Origin of the sequence: Cytobacillus spartinae, from assembly GCF_042865285.1 — a bacterium.
Taxonomy (GTDB): domain Bacteria; phylum Bacillota; class Bacilli; order Bacillales; family Cytobacillaceae; genus Robertmurraya_A; species Robertmurraya_A spartinae.
The window spans coordinates 1-18,028 of record NZ_JBIACK010000018.1; the positions used below are offsets into that span (position 1 = coordinate 1).

The 18,028-nt window shown below is 37.0% G+C and carries 17 protein-coding genes; all 17 read right to left on the reverse strand.

The genetic code is table 11. The features are described from left to right. On the reverse strand, positions 1-224 hold a 224-nt coding region (locus ACFYKX_RS23905), incomplete at its 3' end, for a transposase (RefSeq protein WP_389364301.1). Positions 225-489: 265 nt separating this feature from the next. Beyond that, positions 490-1,269 carry an RNA polymerase sporulation sigma factor SigG gene (gene sigG, locus ACFYKX_RS23910; RefSeq protein WP_389364303.1) on the reverse strand — a complete coding sequence of 260 codons (780 nt, stop codon included), beginning with the start codon at positions 1,267-1,269 and terminating at the stop codon, positions 490-492. A gap of 291 nt (positions 1,270-1,560) precedes the next feature. Beyond that, complete coding sequence (sigE, locus tag ACFYKX_RS23915; protein WP_389364305.1) at positions 1,561-2,280, reverse strand: RNA polymerase sporulation sigma factor SigE; 720 nt, start codon at positions 2,278-2,280, stop codon at positions 1,561-1,563. A gap of 44 nt (positions 2,281-2,324) precedes the next feature. After that, positions 2,325-3,263 (reverse strand): sigma-E processing peptidase SpoIIGA, encoded by a 939-nt coding sequence (gene spoIIGA / locus ACFYKX_RS23920; protein WP_389364307.1) that lies wholly within the window; start codon positions 3,261-3,263, stop codon positions 2,325-2,327. A gap of 656 nt (positions 3,264-3,919) precedes the next feature. Then, a complete protein-coding gene (gene ftsZ / locus ACFYKX_RS23925; RefSeq protein ID WP_389364309.1) occupies positions 3,920-5,056 on the reverse strand; it encodes a cell division protein FtsZ in 1,137 nt (378 codons plus the stop codon). A gap of 132 nt (positions 5,057-5,188) precedes the next feature. Beyond that, on the reverse strand, positions 5,189-6,472 hold the full coding sequence (gene ftsA / locus ACFYKX_RS23930) for a cell division protein FtsA (RefSeq protein ID WP_389364311.1): 1,284 nt from the start codon (positions 6,470-6,472) through the stop codon (positions 5,189-5,191). A 265-nt stretch (positions 6,473-6,737) separates the two neighbouring features. After that, the gene (locus ACFYKX_RS23935) at positions 6,738-7,088 is read right to left on the reverse strand and encodes a small basic family protein (protein ID WP_389364313.1); all 351 of its coding nucleotides are present in this window, start codon (positions 7,086-7,088) and stop codon (positions 6,738-6,740) included. A gap of 1 nt (position 7,089) precedes the next feature. Then, complete coding sequence (locus ACFYKX_RS23940) at positions 7,090-7,818, reverse strand: DUF881 domain-containing protein (RefSeq protein WP_389364315.1); 729 nt, start codon at positions 7,816-7,818, stop codon at positions 7,090-7,092. A gap of 175 nt (positions 7,819-7,993) precedes the next feature. After that, positions 7,994-8,695 (reverse strand): DUF881 domain-containing protein, encoded by a 702-nt coding sequence (locus tag ACFYKX_RS23945; protein ID WP_389364317.1) that lies wholly within the window; start codon positions 8,693-8,695, stop codon positions 7,994-7,996. Beyond that, entirely contained in the window at positions 8,673-9,458 is a 786-nt protein-coding gene (locus ACFYKX_RS23950; RefSeq protein ID WP_389364319.1) for a cell division protein FtsQ/DivIB, read from the reverse strand. The genes ACFYKX_RS23945 and ACFYKX_RS23950 overlap by 23 nt, the downstream gene beginning before the upstream one ends. Before the next feature lie 210 nt (positions 9,459-9,668). Beyond that, on the reverse strand, positions 9,669-10,577 hold the full coding sequence (gene murB / locus ACFYKX_RS23955; RefSeq protein ID WP_389364320.1) for a UDP-N-acetylmuramate dehydrogenase: 909 nt from the start codon (positions 10,575-10,577) through the stop codon (positions 9,669-9,671). Positions 10,578-10,634: 57 nt separating this feature from the next. Continuing rightward, the gene (murG, locus tag ACFYKX_RS23960) at positions 10,635-11,738 is read right to left on the reverse strand and encodes an undecaprenyldiphospho-muramoylpentapeptide beta-N-acetylglucosaminyltransferase (RefSeq protein WP_389364322.1); all 1,104 of its coding nucleotides are present in this window, start codon (positions 11,736-11,738) and stop codon (positions 10,635-10,637) included. Positions 11,739-12,168: 430 nt separating this feature from the next. Then, positions 12,169-13,272, reverse strand: a complete 1,104-nt coding sequence (gene spoVE, locus ACFYKX_RS23965; protein ID WP_389364324.1) for a stage V sporulation protein E — start codon at positions 13,270-13,272, stop codon at positions 12,169-12,171. Between the two features lie 293 nt (positions 13,273-13,565). Next, positions 13,566-14,918, reverse strand: a complete 1,353-nt coding sequence (gene murD / locus ACFYKX_RS23970; protein ID WP_389364326.1) for a UDP-N-acetylmuramoyl-L-alanine--D-glutamate ligase — start codon at positions 14,916-14,918, stop codon at positions 13,566-13,568. Then, positions 14,919-15,893: a phospho-N-acetylmuramoyl-pentapeptide-transferase gene (gene mraY / locus ACFYKX_RS23975; protein ID WP_389364328.1), complete on the reverse strand. Its 975-nt coding sequence runs from the start codon at positions 15,891-15,893 to the stop codon at positions 14,919-14,921. A gap of 1 nt (position 15,894) precedes the next feature. Continuing rightward, positions 15,895-16,350: a hypothetical protein gene (locus ACFYKX_RS23980; RefSeq protein ID WP_389364330.1), complete on the reverse strand. Its 456-nt coding sequence runs from the start codon at positions 16,348-16,350 to the stop codon at positions 15,895-15,897. A gap of 1 nt (position 16,351) precedes the next feature. Continuing rightward, the gene (locus ACFYKX_RS23985) at positions 16,352-17,812 is read right to left on the reverse strand and encodes a UDP-N-acetylmuramoyl-L-alanyl-D-glutamate--2,6-diaminopimelate ligase (protein WP_389364332.1); all 1,461 of its coding nucleotides are present in this window, start codon (positions 17,810-17,812) and stop codon (positions 16,352-16,354) included. Positions 17,813-18,028 lie beyond the last annotated feature (216 nt).

The following is an 18,028-nucleotide window of genomic DNA, read 5'->3' on the forward strand; positions in this document are numbered from 1 at the left end:
GAACGTATCCCAAATATGTATTGTATGAATACCATCTTAAACAAAACGACTGGATCAATACTTGGACGACCAAGCCCCGAATATAGGTTTTCAACCATGGGATAGATGAACGAGAAATCAATGGCTGACTCAAGCTTACGTGCTAAATGATCATCAGGAACTAATTGATCAATCGTGAGCATTTCTAATTGTTCGCGTTCATTGGATTGGTTTTTAGTCATCATCGTACGTCACCTCAAAAAATTATTACAGTTTAATTAGTTGATTGGAGCGAAGGGCGACGACTCCAGCGGGAAAAGCGGGAAAGTCGAGACCCTGGACTGAGCGTAGCGAGGGAAGCGGCTCGGCCCCGCCCGCGGAAAGCGTTCGCCCGTAGCGTAAATCAACGGTTACCAAGAGTATAACTTTATTTTAATAAAAAAAGGACTGTAGGCAACCTCGAAATTTTCGAGTTTGTCTACAGTCTGAAGCTGCCATAGTAGGCAGCTTTTAACTTTGTATATTTTTATTCATTTGTTTGATTGCAGCTTTTTCTAATCGAGATACTTGTGCTTGAGATATACCGATTTCCTCTGCGACTTCCATCTGAGTTTTTCCTTGGAAAAATCTTTTTCTCAAGATTAGCTTTTCTCTCTCATTTAATCTGCGCATGCCCTCTTTTAAGGCAATTTCCTCGATCCACTGAATATCCTTATTTCGTTCATCACTTAATTGATCCATTACATAGATCGGATCTCCCCCATCGTTATATATGGGTTCAAATAGGGAGACTGGGTCCTGAATAGCATCAAGGGCAAAGACGATTTCTTCATGGGGAACATCCAGGACTTTTGCTATTTCTTCAGCAGTAGGCTCTTTAGAAGTTTCACTCATTAATCTTTCTCTAACCTGTAATGCCTTATAAGCGATATCCCTTAAGGATCTAGATACTCGTATTGGGTTATTATCTCTTAAATAGCGGCGAATTTCCCCAATAATCATTGGAACTGCGTAAGTAGAAAATTTCACGTTTTGACCAAGATCGAAATTATCAATAGACTTCATGAGTCCAATACAGCCAACTTGGAATAGATCATCAACAAACTCGCCCCTGTTATTAAAACGTTGGATTACACTCAACACTAAACGCAGATTTCCATTGACGAGCTTTTCACGCGCGCTAATATCGCCGTTTTGCATTTCCTTAAAGAGTAATCTCATTTCTTCATTTTTCAGAACTGGAAGCTTTGATGTGTCAACACCACAAATTTCAACTTTATTTCGAGTCAATTCTTTTCCCTCCTCACAGGAGCTGCTGTACAAAAAACAGTATCTCCTTGAGAAGGAAAAATATGCACCTGTGAAATGGTACTTGGAAGGCATAAAATGTATCAACACACATTAGGACAAGGGTTTAAGCTGTTTTTAATTTACAAGAAAAAATTTTCTTAATTAGTGCATTTTTACATTCAAATTTTATTGTGATACACTCAATTATTTTACCTATAATAAGATTCAAAAATAAACGGACAACATGTGAGAGGTCTTCACTATGTCATCCGCTATAAGAGGAAATTAACTCTATACCATTTTATTAAATTCTTTCTTTAATCGTTTAATAATTCTTTTTTCTAGCCTTGATATATACGATTGAGAGATCCCTAACATATCCGCAACATCTTTTTGTGTTTTTTCCTCACCAGAACCTAGACCGAATCTAAGCTCCATGATCTGTTTTTCGCGGTCTGATAGTTGATGAAGAGCCTTAAGTAAAAGCTTCTTATCAACATTTGCTTCTAAATCCTTTGTAATAATATCTTCTTCTGTTCCAAGGACATCAGATAGCAGAAGTTCGTTTCCATCCCAATCAATATTTAGTGGTTCATCAAATGATACTTCTGAACGGATTTTATTATTTCTTCTTAAGTACATTAGAATTTCATTTTCGATACATCTTGATGCGTATGTAGCCAATTTAATTTTCTTTTCAGGATTAAATGTATTCACAGCTTTAATAAGCCCAATAGTCCCAATGCTAATTAAATCCTCTATATTAATCCCAGTGTTTTCAAATTTCCTTGCAATATAAACAACAAGTCTTAAATTTCTTTCAATCAATATAGATCTAGCTGCTTTATCACCTTTTGGAAGCTTCTCTAATAGCAGTTCCTCTTCTTCTTTTGTTAAAGGAGGCGGTAAGGCTTCGCTTCCACCAATATAGTATATTTCATCTGTTTTGATACCTAATTTAATTAATAGTTTATACCAGTAGTAGGATAAGCGAAGTTTCAAACTTTTCATGAGTTGTCCTCCTTCTAAATTATGTTTTTCTGAGTATAGTATTATTAACTGACTTTCACTGTTGCTTTAACTTTTTTTGTCCCTGTTAGCATTTTTGGATGTACAATACACTGAAAGGCATCATCAGATGATAATTGCTGCATGGTAAAAGAAACAAGACCTTTATCTACGAGTAAAACTTCTCCTTCTTTTTCAATTTCAATTTGATCTGGCTTTATGGCAATGACAAGCTGATGCTCTTGTCCTACAACCTTATAAGGAATGATACGCATTTTATTTTCCCATTCTAGGGGCACTGTATCATTACCAAGAATGATGGATTCCGGATCTTCTGCGAGTTTAATTAATGTTTCAGGGTAAATGTCCATCTGACTCTTTATGGACACAAACATAACAGGCAGTTTAGAAATTGGATCATATAGTTGATTTCCACTATCAATTAGCCCCTTGAATTTAAAAAGATTATTGTTAATTTTTATCTGTACATTTATGATTTGATCGTATTGAATTTTGGTCATTTCGATTTTCTCAATGTTTGTTTTTGAGAAGTGCCATGCTATAGGAAATCCTATTAAGACAAATAACCAGCTAATCGGATCACCAAAACCTTTGACACTTGAAATAAGCACTGAAGTCGAAAGATCATAATCAAATTGCACGAAATAATGTGCACCTATTAAAGCTCCACCAACTAGGAATGTGATTAAGTAAAAAGTCATTAAGCCACTAAAGAAATAACGAAACCTCTTATAACCGAATGTGGCTAGAATCATAAAAACAGAGAACAACAATTTTGTTAATGGGTGACCAGAATAGGCATTGAATGGAGTAAAGGGTAATAAAATAATTATTGAACCAATAACTCCTCCTAAGAAGATTCTAAAGTAACGATAATCTCTCTTTAAAACAATGGCTGTTAAATAAAGAAGGAGGCTATCAAACAGAAAATTGAGCGCCCATATAACATCTAAATATATGGCCAATTCAGATCCCCCTTTTATAAATAAGGCTCTTTCAGTAACGTAAACATAGATGATATCCAAGGTCATAGCAGCAGCTATCTTATTACCCCAATTTTGAAATTTTCTGCTTTCTATTAATCTGTTACGAAAAAGTATAGCGTACATCCCTCGAGGAAGTGTGTCACTTTCTGTAACCAGAACGGCAGAAATTTTCACCAATCTCTTCGTTTTTTGTCAATTTTTCTCTTTTCTTCACTAAAACTCTTTCCAACTGTAAATTTTGGTTTGTCAATACTTATTTGAGGATAAGTTTTAAATGTCTAACAGGAGATGTAAATCTATTAATATAGAACCATTTTTTGAAGGGTCAAACGTTGTTTTTAGTGGGAAATACAAAGAGTGAACAAGAATTTATTAAAACTAGTAAAGATCTTATTATCTCAGGATAATATGTTTCTATAGCATACGTGTTAGGCTTGCTTAGACACTTCCCATTCCTATTGGTTTCTTCCATGGAGGGGCATAGGGTTCGTCTTCTATTAGGGGCGTCTGAGGGCCTCTCTTGGTGCTCCTGCAATGTGGGTCCCTCTAAAAGAGAGCATCCCTTTTAGAAAAGTACAAAAAAAATGACGATACACCTCAACATTCACTTGAGTGCATCGTCACTTTTTATAAGATTATCTTCTGCGATTACGGTTACGTAAGAAAGCCGGAATATCTAATGCTTCTTCTCCTTGAGTAACAGGAGTAGTACGAACTTGCTCACTTGTTTCCTCTTCACGCTTTGGTTCTCTTCTACCTTTATCTAAGCTAGGCTTAGCTTGTCCAAGTGATGGACGAACTGGCTTTGGTTGAGAGGCTCCTTCGTTGAATCCCGTAGCAATTACTGTAACAACAATTTCGTCTTTTAAATTATCATTGATAACAGAACCGAAGATCATGTTAACATCTTGATCAGATGCAGATGCAACGATATCAGCAGCTTCTTGAACTTCATATAAGCTTAAGTTTGAACCACCCGTAATATTCATTAAAACACCTTGAGCACCATCAATAGAAGTTTCTAAAAGTGGAGAAGATATTGCTCTCTTAGCAGCTTCTGCTGCACGATTTTCACCAGCTGATACCCCAATCCCCATTAAAGCAGATCCTTTATTAGACATAATCGTTTTAACATCCGCAAAGTCTAAGTTAATTAATCCAGGTACAGCGATTAAATCAGAGATACCTTGTACACCTTGTCGTAGTACGTTGTCAGCTTCACGGAACGCTTCCAACATCGGGGTACTCTTGTCTACTATTTCTAGTAAGCGGTCATTTGGAATGACAATTAGTGTATCTACTGCCTCTTTCATAGAGCCGATTCCACCAGCTGCTTGTGTAGAGCGTTTTCGGCCTTCAAACGTGAAAGGTCTCGTAACTACCCCAACAGTTAGTGCGCCTAAATCACGTGCGATTTGAGCAATCACTGGCGCTGCTCCTGTACCAGTACCTCCACCCATTCCAGCAGTAACAAAGACCATGTCTGCACCGCTTAGGACTTCCTCAATCTGTTCTCTACTTTCTTCGGCTGCTTTTTTTCCAACTTCAGGATTAGCACCTGCACCTAAACCACGAGTTAATTTTCCACCGATTTGCATCTTTATTTCAGCTTTAGATAAATTTAACGCCTGTGCATCTGTGTTTACGGCAATAAATTCAACACCTTGAACTCCGTGTTCAATCATACGGTTTACCGCGTTATTACCGCCTCCACCAACGCCAATTACTTTTATAGTTGCTAATGAATCTAAATTAGTATCAAATTCCAACATGACAAATCCTCCTAATTCGTCGATATTCCTAACGTACCATTTCGTTCTATTTCATATAACCCATGGAGGATCATAAGAAATAACAGTTAGTTCAACCGATCTCTACTTTCATTAAAAGATTGAGTGGTTGTACTATTCAAAAAAGTAACCAAGGAACTTTTTTACTCTAGATGTAATTTTTTCTTCCGGTTGTTTCTCCGGTTTCGTTTTTGGCTGTGGTTGCTTTTGAACGCGTTTTTCCTTTACTTCACCAACAGCAGCACTAGTTGAAATCGATCTCCCCTGTACTTTAGCATTTTTATAGGCAAATTTGATTAGGCCTACAGCTGTAGTGAATTGCGGTTCGCGTACACCAATATAATCTGGACTAGCAATTCGAACTCGATTTTGGAATACAACCTGTGCTAATTCTAATATCCCCTGTGTATTCGCCACTCCTCCTGAAAGGACATATCCCCCAGGTAAATCATGAATTCCTAATCGCCTAATTTCTTCTTGAATTAACTCAAATATTTCTTCCATTCTAGCTTCAATAATATCAGAAATTTCAAGCTGATTAAATTGTTGATGCTGATCACTACCGATGATAGGTACACTAAAGACCTCTTCTTCGGAAGCGTAGTCATAAAAGGCATAACCGTGTTTCACTTTTATTTTTTCAGCATCTTCAGTTGATGTTCGAAGACCAATCGATAAATCTTTTGTAATATGGTCTCCACCAACAGGTAGAACACTTGTGGCTCTTAAGTACCCTTGTTCAAAAACTGCAATCGTTGTTGAACCGCCTCCGATATCAACAAGTGCAACTCCTAAGTTCTTTTCATCCTTAGAAAGTGCAAATGCCCCAGCTGCTAGTGGTTGAAGGGTTATATCAAGTATTCTTAATCCCGCTCGCTCCACGCATCTTAACGTATTATGTAAAATAGTTTTAGAGCCTGTAATTATCGTTCCCTCAATTTCAAGGCGAACACCTATCATACCCCTAGGGTCATTAATTTCGTCAAGCCCATCTACAATAAATTGTCTAGGAATGACGTCAATAATTTCGCGTTCTGGGGGGATGGAAATGACCTGTGCTGCCTCTATTACTCTAGCAACATCTTCATTGGTAATTTCTCTATTTTCACTAGATACTGCTACCACTCCGTGACATGGTTGAAGCATAACATGGTTTCCAGTTACACCTACGATTACTTCACTAATTTCCATCCCAATCATTCTTTCAGCCTGCTCTATTGCCCTTTTAATAGAATGAACGGTTTCATCTATATCAACAATGGAGCCTTTTCTTAACCCTTCTGACTTCACATTGCCTACACCAATTATATTCAAAGAGTCATTGACCATTTCACCAATGATTACTTTTACACTGGATGTACCGATGTCAAGACTTACATATATTTCATTGCTGTTCATTCTCTGGCACCTCCTTTAGCAATTCAAAAAAATTGAACAACAATCATTGCTAGTTAAACCCAGTCATATATTATGCTATGTATAGACTTTCCTCGTGTAATTAGAGTACTCGCAAAAATTGAAAAAGGCTAGTACAAAAATCTAGTAATTATAGAGAAGCTTTACGGAAAGAGTCTAAAAAGGAAACAAAACTTCTGAAATGAGCCTATCTATAAAATTATTCGGCAAAATTAATTATTTCCCTTTTTAAAAAATCAATTTTTTTCTAATTTTCTTGTTTTGTAGACCATTTTGTTAATAATATACGGCGAATAACAGCGATGTTTTGGAAAAGCCTTACACCGAAAGCAAAAACTGCTGCTAAATACAAGTCTACACCAAGATGAACCCCTAGAAAAGCTAAACTTGCAGCTAACAAAATATTAAAGAAGAAACCCGAAACAAATACCTTTTCATCGTATATATTTTGAAGATGTGCTCTGATACCTCCAAATAGTGTATCAAGAGCAGCCAGAACTGCAATGGATAAATAGTTGGAATACTCATCTGGGATTCGTATATCTGTTAAAAGGCCTAATACAACTCCTATGACCAGTCCTAATATTGGGAGCCACATACTAACTGCCTCCTTTATCTGATTTGACAGGCTCCATATACCTAATCCTAATAGGATCTTCATATTCTGGTACTGTAATATCAAGTCTCGGTTTTAATATACTGACCCGAAGGTTATCAATAAAAAAATCCTCTGCAGTACTTGAAACTTGCATTCGATTATATAGCTTTTCAGCTGTATTAAGATCTTCAGTAATCACATTAATTTCAATAGGCAGTCGATTTAAAGAACGCCCATTTATCTTGGTTTCCGTATTGATTTCTCTAATAACTGTCGTATTAATTACTCTATTTCCTGCAACAGAAATATGCTTAGCACTATAAAGATTCAGCTCATTTATCAGGCGCTTTAAGAGATCTGCTGACAAGGATGTGACGGTATCCCCAAAAAGTAACTCTTCGTTTAAAGGCTCAATATATAAAGTAATTCCAGGTCCAGTAATTTTAGTTAAACCTGCTTCTGTCTTTAATTCTTCTAATGTCTCACGGAGAGCTTTTTCCTTATTTTGTTTTCTTTCGGTTTCATAATTAGCCAACTTTTCCTCATTCGATCGGATTTCCTGTCTAAGCTTTAACTCTAATTCTTTTTCTTTGACTAAATCTTCACGCAGCTCCCAAGTGTCACGAGTATCTCTAACCACGGGTTGTTGAACCGTTTGAAACTGGATGGCTAACATAAAACCTACAATAATCGTTACAAATGTTAAGCTTAATGTTTTTTTTCTGTCCACTATTTTCACCTGACTTTCTAATTGTTGTGGACATACTAGTTTTTCTTTAGTAATCAAAGTGTAACTAAAATTCTAATTACGCTATATTTTTTTAAAAAGCTATCTATGGAGAACGCTCGACTTCTATCCAGTATTTGCACAACTAATCCATAACGCCATGAATGTAAAACTACCTCTAAGTTCCGAGGATTGGGTCAATAATAACCTCTTCTTTTTCAACTAAAGAGAATTCAATATTTTCACTAACAAGTATATCTTTCACGCCACCCGTAAGGTTTAGCGCTGAGGAAAGTACCTCGGGATCCCCTATAGCCGTTATGACAAAAGGCGCAGGATGCTGAAATCCATCTACTTCAATTACTGGCCCATTACACAAAATATAGGAATTGCTAGTTAATCTCTGGCCGTTAATAGCTACAGCAGTTGCTCCCGAAATATACAGCTCGTTTATTACTTTAAATACATGGTGCTCATGGACAATATAATTGTTGATATTGGCCTCATCAGGGTCATATTCCCCATCCTTCAGAGTCACTTCTACACCCTTCCCCTTAACCTTAACTTTTCCAAGATACATCCGGAATCTTTCAGTATCTTCTGCTAAATTAAAGAAAAGTTGTTCCTCTTGGGAAAGCTGTTCCTCAATATCTAACACTTTATTTTGCTTTTCGTGTAACTCCTTTTGAAGGTTACGATTCTTTTCTTCTTGGGCAATTAACTGATTTCTAAGTTCTAAGTCTCTTTCCCATTGATTATTCGTAATGGTAGTAGATGCCTTTTCCTTTTGTGTCAAATGATAGGAAAATGCCATCATATATCCTAACACTAGACAAACTAATGATAGAATAACATGTTTACCTTTCATCTTCATTTTCATCAACTTCTGCTCCTTCTGATTCATAAGCTCTAAAATAGGAGCCAACTTCGAGGTCAATAACTCCTTTTTGAGTAGGATCTAATTGACTTACAATCGAAGGGTAGTGAGACATTTTTTCTGTAAAGCTACGAATAGATGCACTAACCTCAAAACCATCATTCATAAATAAAGATATATGAAATTTATCAGTATCCTTAGGAGAATAATGAATTTCAGAAATGGAGTTTAACACCTCTTCCGGAAGTCCCTCAAGGCTTTGGACCATTTCGGATATTACTTCTCCCTCTGAAAACCCAACTAGTATTGGAGCATTTACAGGTATGGTGGACATCTTTTCATCTTCTAAAATGTCTCCACTCTCTAAAACAGGTAAAAATTCAGTCTCTTTCGTAATGTAAGCAATTCTCTTCCACTCTTCTACCGTAATCACAACTTGATTAGGTAGACGAACCTCTACTTTTGCGGTTTTAATTTCTGAAAGCTTTTCAAATTCTTCTTCAATTTGTACCTCATTTATCTTCCATATATTTGTCTTACTAGACAATCCACTTAGTTCAGTCAAGTATTCACTCGCATAGACACTGTTACCTATAATATTGACCTTTTTTACATGGCTTAATGGAGATTGGAAATAAACAACACAGACTGTCAATGAAAAAAACAATGACAAAAGAAGTATTAATCGTCTATTCGCTTTTTTCCGCCTTTGTTGTTTAATTTTAGGTATTCGATCTTCCAACGACACGATCTTTCCCTTTTGCATCCCTTTCCCCCCACCATTAAATTAATTTATCAATCTTTAGCACATATCCTTTATGTTCATAGGCTTGTCCTAAAAGGAAAATCACTCAAAAAAGAGATAAAAACAACGGCACGAAATTCATGCCGTTATTCTAAAAAGCATCACTAGAAAAATGTTATTTCTAATGTAATATTATATCACAATATTTGGGATTTAGAGGAGTAAAACTTGTTACTTTCGGCCGATTATTTCAACCTCAGTTTCCATTTTAACATTATACAATTCAAATATCGTGTCTTTTACATACTGAATGAGGGCTAAAACATCCTCAGCCTTGGCAGTTCCCGTATTTACAATAAAGTTTCCATGCATCTCAGAAATTTTCGCTCCCCCAATTGAATGCCCTTTTAACCCTGCGACTTCAATTAATTTACCAGCATAGTTAGGTAGCGGATTTCTGAAGATACTACCTGCACATGGGAAGTTCCACGGTTGAGTTTCTTTTCGATAATCCTTATTTTTCTGCATTTCTGCAAAAATTGATTCCTTTTCTCCTTCTTCCAATTGAAAGACGGCTTCAATAACGATCCCAGGACGATTTTTCTGCAATACGGACGTCCTGTATGAAAACTCCATTTCTTTATTCGTTAACCATTCCATTTTTCCATCATCAAAAAGGACATAAGCCTTCGTTAAAATTTTGGAAATATCTGACCCGTGTGCCCCAGCATTCATAAATACAGCACCACCTACAGACCCAGGGATGCCACTAGCAAACTCTAATCCAGAAAGACCACTTCTGCTTATAGAAGTAGCTAAGCTTACAAGGGAATATCCTCCCCCCACTCTTATTTCCGTTCCGTTCACTTCTAGTTCATTAATGCCCGCACCTAGTTTAATAACAGCCCCTTCTATCCCGCTGTCAGAGACTAGCAAATTTGATCCTCTTCCAATGACAGTCCACTTCAGGTTATTTTGGTTTATAACCTCCATTGTTTTCCTTAGGTTTTCAACTGATGAAGGTTCTATAAAGATATCAGCTGGCCCACCTATTTTTATAGTCGTATGATTGGCTAAAGGTTCCAGCTCTTTTACTTTGCCAACCTGCAGTTCATTTAGTTTTGCAACGATTTCTTTCATAACTACCTCCCTTTCCGTTCAGGGTTAATCTATAATATGCAAAAGGTCAAATCTAGGCTACTTTCTATTTTTCTTAATGACCTCTTGCATAAGCTCATACACTCTTTTAGCAGCATCCTGAATTCCCAGCTGTTTTGAACTTGCCTTCATATGAGCTAATTTTTCTTTATTCATTAGGATTGAGTCAATTTGTTCGACAAGTTTCTTACCGGTTAACTCTTTTTCTAGTAATAACAATGCTGCTCCATGGTCTGTCAATGCTCGTGCATTCTTTTCTTGGTGGTTGTTTGTCACATACGGACTCGGGATTAAAATGCTTGGAATACCGAGAGATGTTAATTCGGCTAAGGTAGTTGCACCCGCTCGAGCTACTGTTAGATCGGTTCCTGCTAGAACCTCAGGCATATTGTGTATAAATGGCTTTATAATGACGTTCTCAGGATTTCCAATCAGCTCTACTTCACGTTTAACTTCTTCATAATGAACATCCCCCGTTACATATAATACTTGGTAAGGTTTTTGCCCAAATTCGGATAGTGATTTTAGAACAGCTTCATTTATAGGTTTAGCTCCTCTACTTCCTCCCACCACTAGAACGGAAGGAATATTTAGTTTTAAGCCAACTGAAAGTTTCCCCCGAATTTGGTCCTGACCAAGCACTTCGGAAGCGCGCGGATTTCCGGTTAGGACTACTTTATTTTCTGGAAAAAACGCTTTCGCCTCTTCAAAACAAACGGCAATACGGTCAACGTATCGACTTAAGAATTTATTCGTTAGGCCAGGCACACTATTTTGTTCATGAATAATAGTCGGAATTCCAAGTTTTGCGGCAGCATAAACAACAGGACCACATACATATCCTCCCGTGCCAATTACCACATCAGCTTTAAATTCCTTTAATAATCTCTTACTATCCTTTACACCCTTTAAGAACCTTAAGACAGTTTTTACATTATCGAATGAAAGCTTTCTTTTAAATCCTGTAATATGTATGGCTTTGAAAGGAATGTCCTCTCTAGGTACTAGTTTACTTTCTAGTCCCTTTTCAGTTCCTATATATAAAAACTGTGCGGATTTATTAACCTTATTGATTTCCCTTATTAGAGCCAAGGCGGGATAGATATGTCCACCCGTTCCCCCTCCAGTAACTACGATACGCAATATTCTCCACCTCTTTAAGAGATTTACGGTTTATAGAGATGATTAACCGATTTTGAATAGTGATGGTTGCTTTAATCATTCTACTATATTTTCAATTTAATAAAAGAGCACAACTAAAGATTGTTATTTAAATGTAATATTATTTCATTTTGACTACAAGGCTGGATCTTAAACCCTTTTACTGTTCGGCGACTCTTCACATACGGTTTGCTAGAAATTTATTATTCAGGGAAAAATGTTAACAGTTCTCCCTTTATAAGCTTACTAAAAGACTAGCCTTGAAATCTAATATTTAGATTAAAACTCGAATTAGTAAACCTAAAAAAAGAAACTCTGATTAACAGAGTCACATTTTAAAAGTGGCTTTAAAATCGAAAATCATGAAGATCATAAAACGTTTAAGCCAATTATATTATATAGTTATTTTACGCTAATATCTAGAATGTCTACTGATATTTAGTAACACGCCAATAGCAATGAGCATTAGTGTTAGGGAAGACCCTCCATAACTTAGGAATGGCAATGTAATACCTGTTACAGGCATTAATCCCGTTACAACTCCAACATTAATCATAACCTGTATTGCAATCATTGCAACAATCCCTACAGCTAAAAAGCTTCCAAACAAATCAGGAGAACCTAGAGCAATCCTGATGCCTCTCCACAATAACAGCGCGAATAATAGAAGGACGAATGATCCTCCAATAAAGCCTAGTTCCTCAGCAAGGATAGCGAAGATAAAATCTGTCTGTGGCTCAGGTAAATAAAAGAACTTCTGCCTACTTTGTCCTAAACCGAGACCAAAGAGGCCACCTGGCCCAATGGCGTACAAGGATTGAATGATTTGGAAACCACTGTCCTGGGGATCTGACCAAGGGTCTAAAAACGAGGTAATCCTCTTGATCCTATAAGGAGCAGATATAACAAGTACAGCGAATCCAGCTAGTCCAAGAAGTCCTAATCCAACAAAGTGACTAATTCTTGCACCGGCAATAAAGATCATGACAACACATGTTCCGACCATAACCGTTCCCGTTCCAAGGTCAGGTTGTAACATGATCATTCCAAATGCTAAAAACACTAACCCTAAAGAAGGTACTAATCCCTTCTTAAAAGACGTAATCTTTTTTTGGTTTTCTGAAAGGAATTTTGCCAAGAACGCAATCATCGCTAATTTCATAAACTCGGAAGGCTGAATAGAAAAAGCTCCTACTCCAATCCAACTTCTAGATCCATTCCGAACATTCCCAATTCCGGGAATTAGAACGAGAACTAATAGTACAAAGCAAATGATGATGATTACTTTAGCTAGGTTCCGCCATGTCCAGTAATCCACATTCATAATAAAAAACATGGCGATTACTCCAACGACTGCGAATAGCATTTGCCTTTTTGCAAAGAAGAACGAATCACCGTCAAATTTATACTCTGCCCATACTGCACTTGCACTGTAAACCATAATAAGGCCTACAGCGAGCAGAGCAAATGTAACGATCATTAATATAAAGTCTGGAGTAGCTTTTTTTGTCGGCAACGCAACACACCTCGAATGTAAGTTTTAGGGCTTACACGAGAATAAGAAAAGCAACTAGCAGCCTTGGAAAACAGCAAATAATCCCTACCCAATCTAAAAGTAACTACATTCTTTTAGATAACAGTTGCCCTAAAACAAACAGGAAACTGTTCAGGAGACACTTTCAAAAGCGCCAGAGCTAAAATAACTTAATCCAATACTTTATATTTCTTACCTCTTTATATTCCGTGTCTCGAAACAGCTGACTTTTCATTCCGTACTGTTCACCTTTGTTTCGTATTGCAGACAAGCCCTTACTTAAGCTTATGCACCGCTTCAATAAAAATGTCTCCCCTTACCTCAAAAGTTTTATATTGATCCCAACTTGCACATGCTGGGGATAACAATATAACATCGCCCGGTTTAGAGTATTTAAATGCAGCGGGTACGGCTTTTTCCACATTATCGACACGCTCAATCATTTTTATTCCTGCTTCCTGGGCAACTCTCTCGATTTTCCCAGCAGTTTCACCAAACGTGAAAACCGCCTTAACATTTTTTAAAGATGGAATAAGTTCATCAAATTCGTTGCCACGGTCAAGTCCTCCAGCCAATAAAATAATTGGTTCATGGAAGGCAGCAAGTGCATTTTGAGTGGCTAATATATTCGTTGCTTTTGAGTCATTGTAAAATCTTCTTCCTTCAATTTCACCTATGTATTGCAAACGATGTTTCACACCAGCGAATGTATTCAGAACATTAAAAATGGATTGATTGTCAACACCCGAGAGTTTGGCTGCAGCGACTGCAGATAAGATATTTTCCAAGTTGTGAACACCCGGTAGAACGATATCTTTTGTATCCATAATTTTTTCACCATTAAAAATAACGGAACCATCTTGAACATAGGCACCATTTTCTAAAACTCTCCTAGTCGAAAAAGGCACAATCTGTGCTTTTGACTCTGCTGCAATTTTCATCGTCTCTTCTTGATCTGCATTAATAATAAAGTACTCATGTTCGGTTTGGTTATTGGTGATATTCGCTTTTGCAGAGTGATAGTTAGTCCGAGTTTCATGATAATCTAGATGCGCATCATATAAATTCGTGATGATGGCAATCTTTGGGTTAAACGTTCTGATCCCCATTAATTGAAACGAAGAAAGTTCAATAACAATTGTATTTTCTTCAGTTGCTTCTTGCGCTACATCTGAAGCCACTAGACCAATATTTCCTGCAATAAGTGGAGACTTAGCTCCTTCTTTAAGCATCTCATAAATAAGGGTCGTTGTTGTGGTTTTTCCATTTGTGCCAGTAATGGCAATAAAAGGTGCCTCAGATATCTCATAAGCTAATTCTACTTCTGTAATAATAGGAATCCCTTTTAATAGTGCCTTCTCAATCATCGGATTATGATAAGGAATTCCCGGATTTTTAACAATCAACTCAAACCCATCATCTAATAATTCGATCGGATGCTCTCCACAAATAACCGTGATTCCTTGCTCCAATAACCCTTGGGCTTCTGGGTTTTCAGATAGTGGCTTCTTATCATTCACGGTAACAAAAGCCCCTAATTTATGTAAAAGCGAGGCTGCACCGACCCCGCTTTTTGCTAATCCTAAAACCAATATTTTTTTATGTTCGTAAGTTCTGATTTGCTTCAATTACACCCACACCTCGATATAAATTCCTAGTATTGCAAATAATAATCCAACTGTCCAGAAGGTAACAACTACTCTCCACTCAGACCAACCTACAAGCTCATAGTGGTGATGGAGTGGACTCATTTTAAATATTCTTTTACCAGTCGACTTAAAAGAAATAACCTGTAAAATTACAGATAATGTTTCTATTACAAACACTCCACCGATAATAATTAAAATGATTTCGAGCTTTGTTAAGATCGCAACCGCTGCTATTGCTCCACCTAGAGCTAGAGAACCTGTATCACCCATAAAAACTTTAGCCGGGTGCGCGTTAAACACAAGGAATCCTAATACAGCCCCCACGACAGCTACAGAAAAGATTGAAATCTCAAACTGGGATTGATTCCAAGCTAACACAGCAAATGCTCCAAAAGCAATAGCTGCAGTACCAGAAACGAGACCATCAAGACCATCAGTTAAATTGACTGCATTTGAAAATCCTACTAACCAGAACGTGATAAATAATACATATCCCCATCCTAAATCAAAGTTTATGTCTGTTAAAGGAATAGATACTTCTGTAGAGAAATCATTTTGCTTTAAAACAAAATAGAAAATGACTGAAATAATAATTTGTCCTAGTAACTTCTGCTTTGATGTTAGACCTAGATTTCTCTTCATGACGACTTTGATAAAGTCATCTAAGAAGCCTAATAAACCAAATCCTAATGTAACGAGAAGTAATAAGAACGTCTTAATTGTAGGTTCTGAAAATTTCCCTGTCATCACTAGTGTGGTTATGATGATGGACAGAAGGATCATAACGCCCCCCATCGTTGGCGTACCAGACTTTTTCTGGTGTGATTTCGGTCCTTCTTCTCTAATGCTTTGTCCAAATTTTAACCTTCTAAGGAAGGGGATGAAAATTGGAGAAAGAAGTACGGTTATGAGAAATCCTAATAAAATCGTGAAAAAAAGCACTTGCTCCAACATGTTACCCCCTCCTTTCTTCAGACAACTGCTCGATATATAGACTTAAATTTTCTTCGACTACAGCAATATCATATGTTTTAAAATTTTCATTAAGAAGTTTTTCTTCTAAAAAAAGGAATTTGGTCATATCCATATTTTTAGTTTCAGATGTTTTTATTTTTTTCATATACTGTTTCGTCATTTCCTTAAAACCTTTCACTATATCATTTGTAATAAAAATAGGAAAGTGATTGGGAGTGTATTTGGGAATCTCTTTGCCTTCTTCCCATATCGCCCCAATAGCACCATTTTCAATTGCCTTACCAAGCTCTCCTGATTCCTCTGAGAGCGGAATAAATAGTCCCTTAGGTTGGTTCTGTTCCGCAAAGGAAGATATCGTATGAAATGGCAGGTTTATATCCCTTATTCCTCTTGAATTTGGAAACAACTCTGACAAATCTTTATACGTTAGAAACATACTATCTCCCCTTTATTGCCTCTTTTGCCACGATGCGATCGTCGAAATCTAGAGTTTCATTCCCTATCTGTTGATAGGTTTCATGTCCTTTCCCCGCAATGAGGATAACATCATCCTTCTTAGCTAGTTGAATCGCATGATGGATGGCTGATTTACGATCGACAATGACTTTGTACTCCTCACCTTTAACCCCTTCCTCCATATCACGAACGATTTGAGCAGGATCTTCACTTCTAGGGTTATCCGATGTAAAAACTGGATGATCACTGTATTCACAAGCAATTTTAGCCATTAATGGGCGTTTTGTTCGGTCACGGTCTCCCCCACAGCCTACCACTACATGAATACTTCCTTTTGCAAATTGTTTAATTGCTTTTAGTACATTTTCTAAACTGTCAGGAGTATGAGCATAATCGACAATGACTGTGAAGTCTTGACCTGCATGAACAAGCTCGAATCTCCCGGGTACTCCCTTAATACTTTCTATCGATGCAATTACTTGATTAATTGGAATCCCTGAAGCAATAGTAGCACCAATGGTAGCAAGCACGTTATACACACTAAATTTTCCTATTAGAGGCATTTGAATCTTATGGGTTCCATATGGACTTAACAGTTCAAACTCTGTTCCTTTTGCACCCATTTTAATATTTGTGGCTTGTAAGTCAGCCTGATGATCAATTCCATATGTGATTACATGCGCAGATGTAGATTTTTTATATTCAACACTTGCTCTGTCATCAGCATTTAACACAGCAAATTTAGGTTTCTTATAATTATATGTATTACCAAGTTGAGCAAACAGAAGTCCTTTTGCTCTTTGATACTCTTCCATCGTATGGTGAAAATCTAAATGATCCTGAGTAAGGTTTGTAAAAACGGCAACATTGTAGTCCGTTCCATGCACTCTACCTTCTACTAAGGCATGAGATGAAACTTCCATTACTGCTGTTTCAACAGCCTCTTCCTTCATCTGATGAAAGATTTTTTGCAAAGTTAAACTTTCAGGAGTTGTATTTTTCGTTTCTAACTCTTGATCACCAATTTTTGTGTACATTGTTCCAATTAATCCAGTTTTTTGTCCAGCATCTGAAAACACTTTCTCAATTAAGTGGCTAGTTGTTGTTTTACCATTTGTACCTGTAACTCCAATTACATGTAATTTTTGACTAGGTTGTCCGTAAAAAGCATCAGCAAGAACCGCCATCGCTCTTCTAGTATCAGGCACTACGATAACAGGCACATTTAAAGCTAATTTCTTTTCTGCTAATATCGCTACTGCACCTTGATCAACAGCAGACTGAGCAAAGTCATGACCGTCCACTGTAAAACCTTTTATGCAAATAAATAAACTACCCTTCTTTACTTTCCGATTGTCATTTTCAATAGATAAGATCTCTGGATTCTCCCCGTTAAAAGGTACCAATGGGTGTAGGTGATCTAGTAATGTATGTAAATTCATTCGAACCAATCCTCTCATTGTAAAGCTTTTCGCCTGAGCAATTTCGGAGATGTGAAATCATCGTGAAAGACTTTAATTTCAACATTTAAAAACTTGCGCCTTTTATTTTACATGATATCTTGACATTTAGCCATTTTATTTATGGAAAAGGGCTCCTGTCATAGAAGATCAAGTGTTATAGGTATAAGGGTGATAGATTTTTCTGAACTTCTACAC

Coding starts and splice junctions, on each gene's coding strand:
- ACFYKX_RS23950 (WP_389364319.1), bottom strand. CDS start 9,458: ATGCAAAAGGGAAAGATCGTGTCGTTGGAAGATCGAATACCTAAAATT.
- mraY (WP_389364328.1), bottom strand. CDS start 15,893: ATGTTGGAGCAAGTGCTTTTTTTCACGATTTTATTAGGATTTCTCATA.
- sigE (WP_389364305.1), bottom strand. CDS start 2,280: ATGAAAAGTTTGAAACTTCGCTTATCCTACTACTGGTATAAACTATTA.
- ACFYKX_RS23980 (WP_389364330.1), bottom strand. CDS start 16,350: ATGTTTCTAACGTATAAAGATTTGTCAGAGTTGTTTCCAAATTCAAGA.
- ACFYKX_RS23985 (WP_389364332.1), bottom strand. CDS start 17,812: ATGAATTTACATACATTACTAGATCACCTACACCCATTGGTACCTTTT.
- ACFYKX_RS23945 (WP_389364317.1), bottom strand. CDS start 8,695: ATGAAAATGAAGATGAAAGGTAAACATGTTATTCTATCATTAGTTTGT.
- ftsA (WP_389364311.1), bottom strand. CDS start 6,472: ATGAACAGCAATGAAATATATGTAAGTCTTGACATCGGTACATCCAGT.
- murB (WP_389364320.1), bottom strand. CDS start 10,577: ATGAAAGAAATCGTTGCAAAACTAAATGAACTGCAGGTTGGCAAAGTA.
- ACFYKX_RS23935 (WP_389364313.1), bottom strand. CDS start 7,088: ATGTGGCTCCCAATATTAGGACTGGTCATAGGAGTTGTATTAGGCCTT.
- ftsZ (WP_389364309.1), bottom strand. CDS start 5,056: ATGTTGGAATTTGATACTAATTTAGATTCATTAGCAACTATAAAAGTA.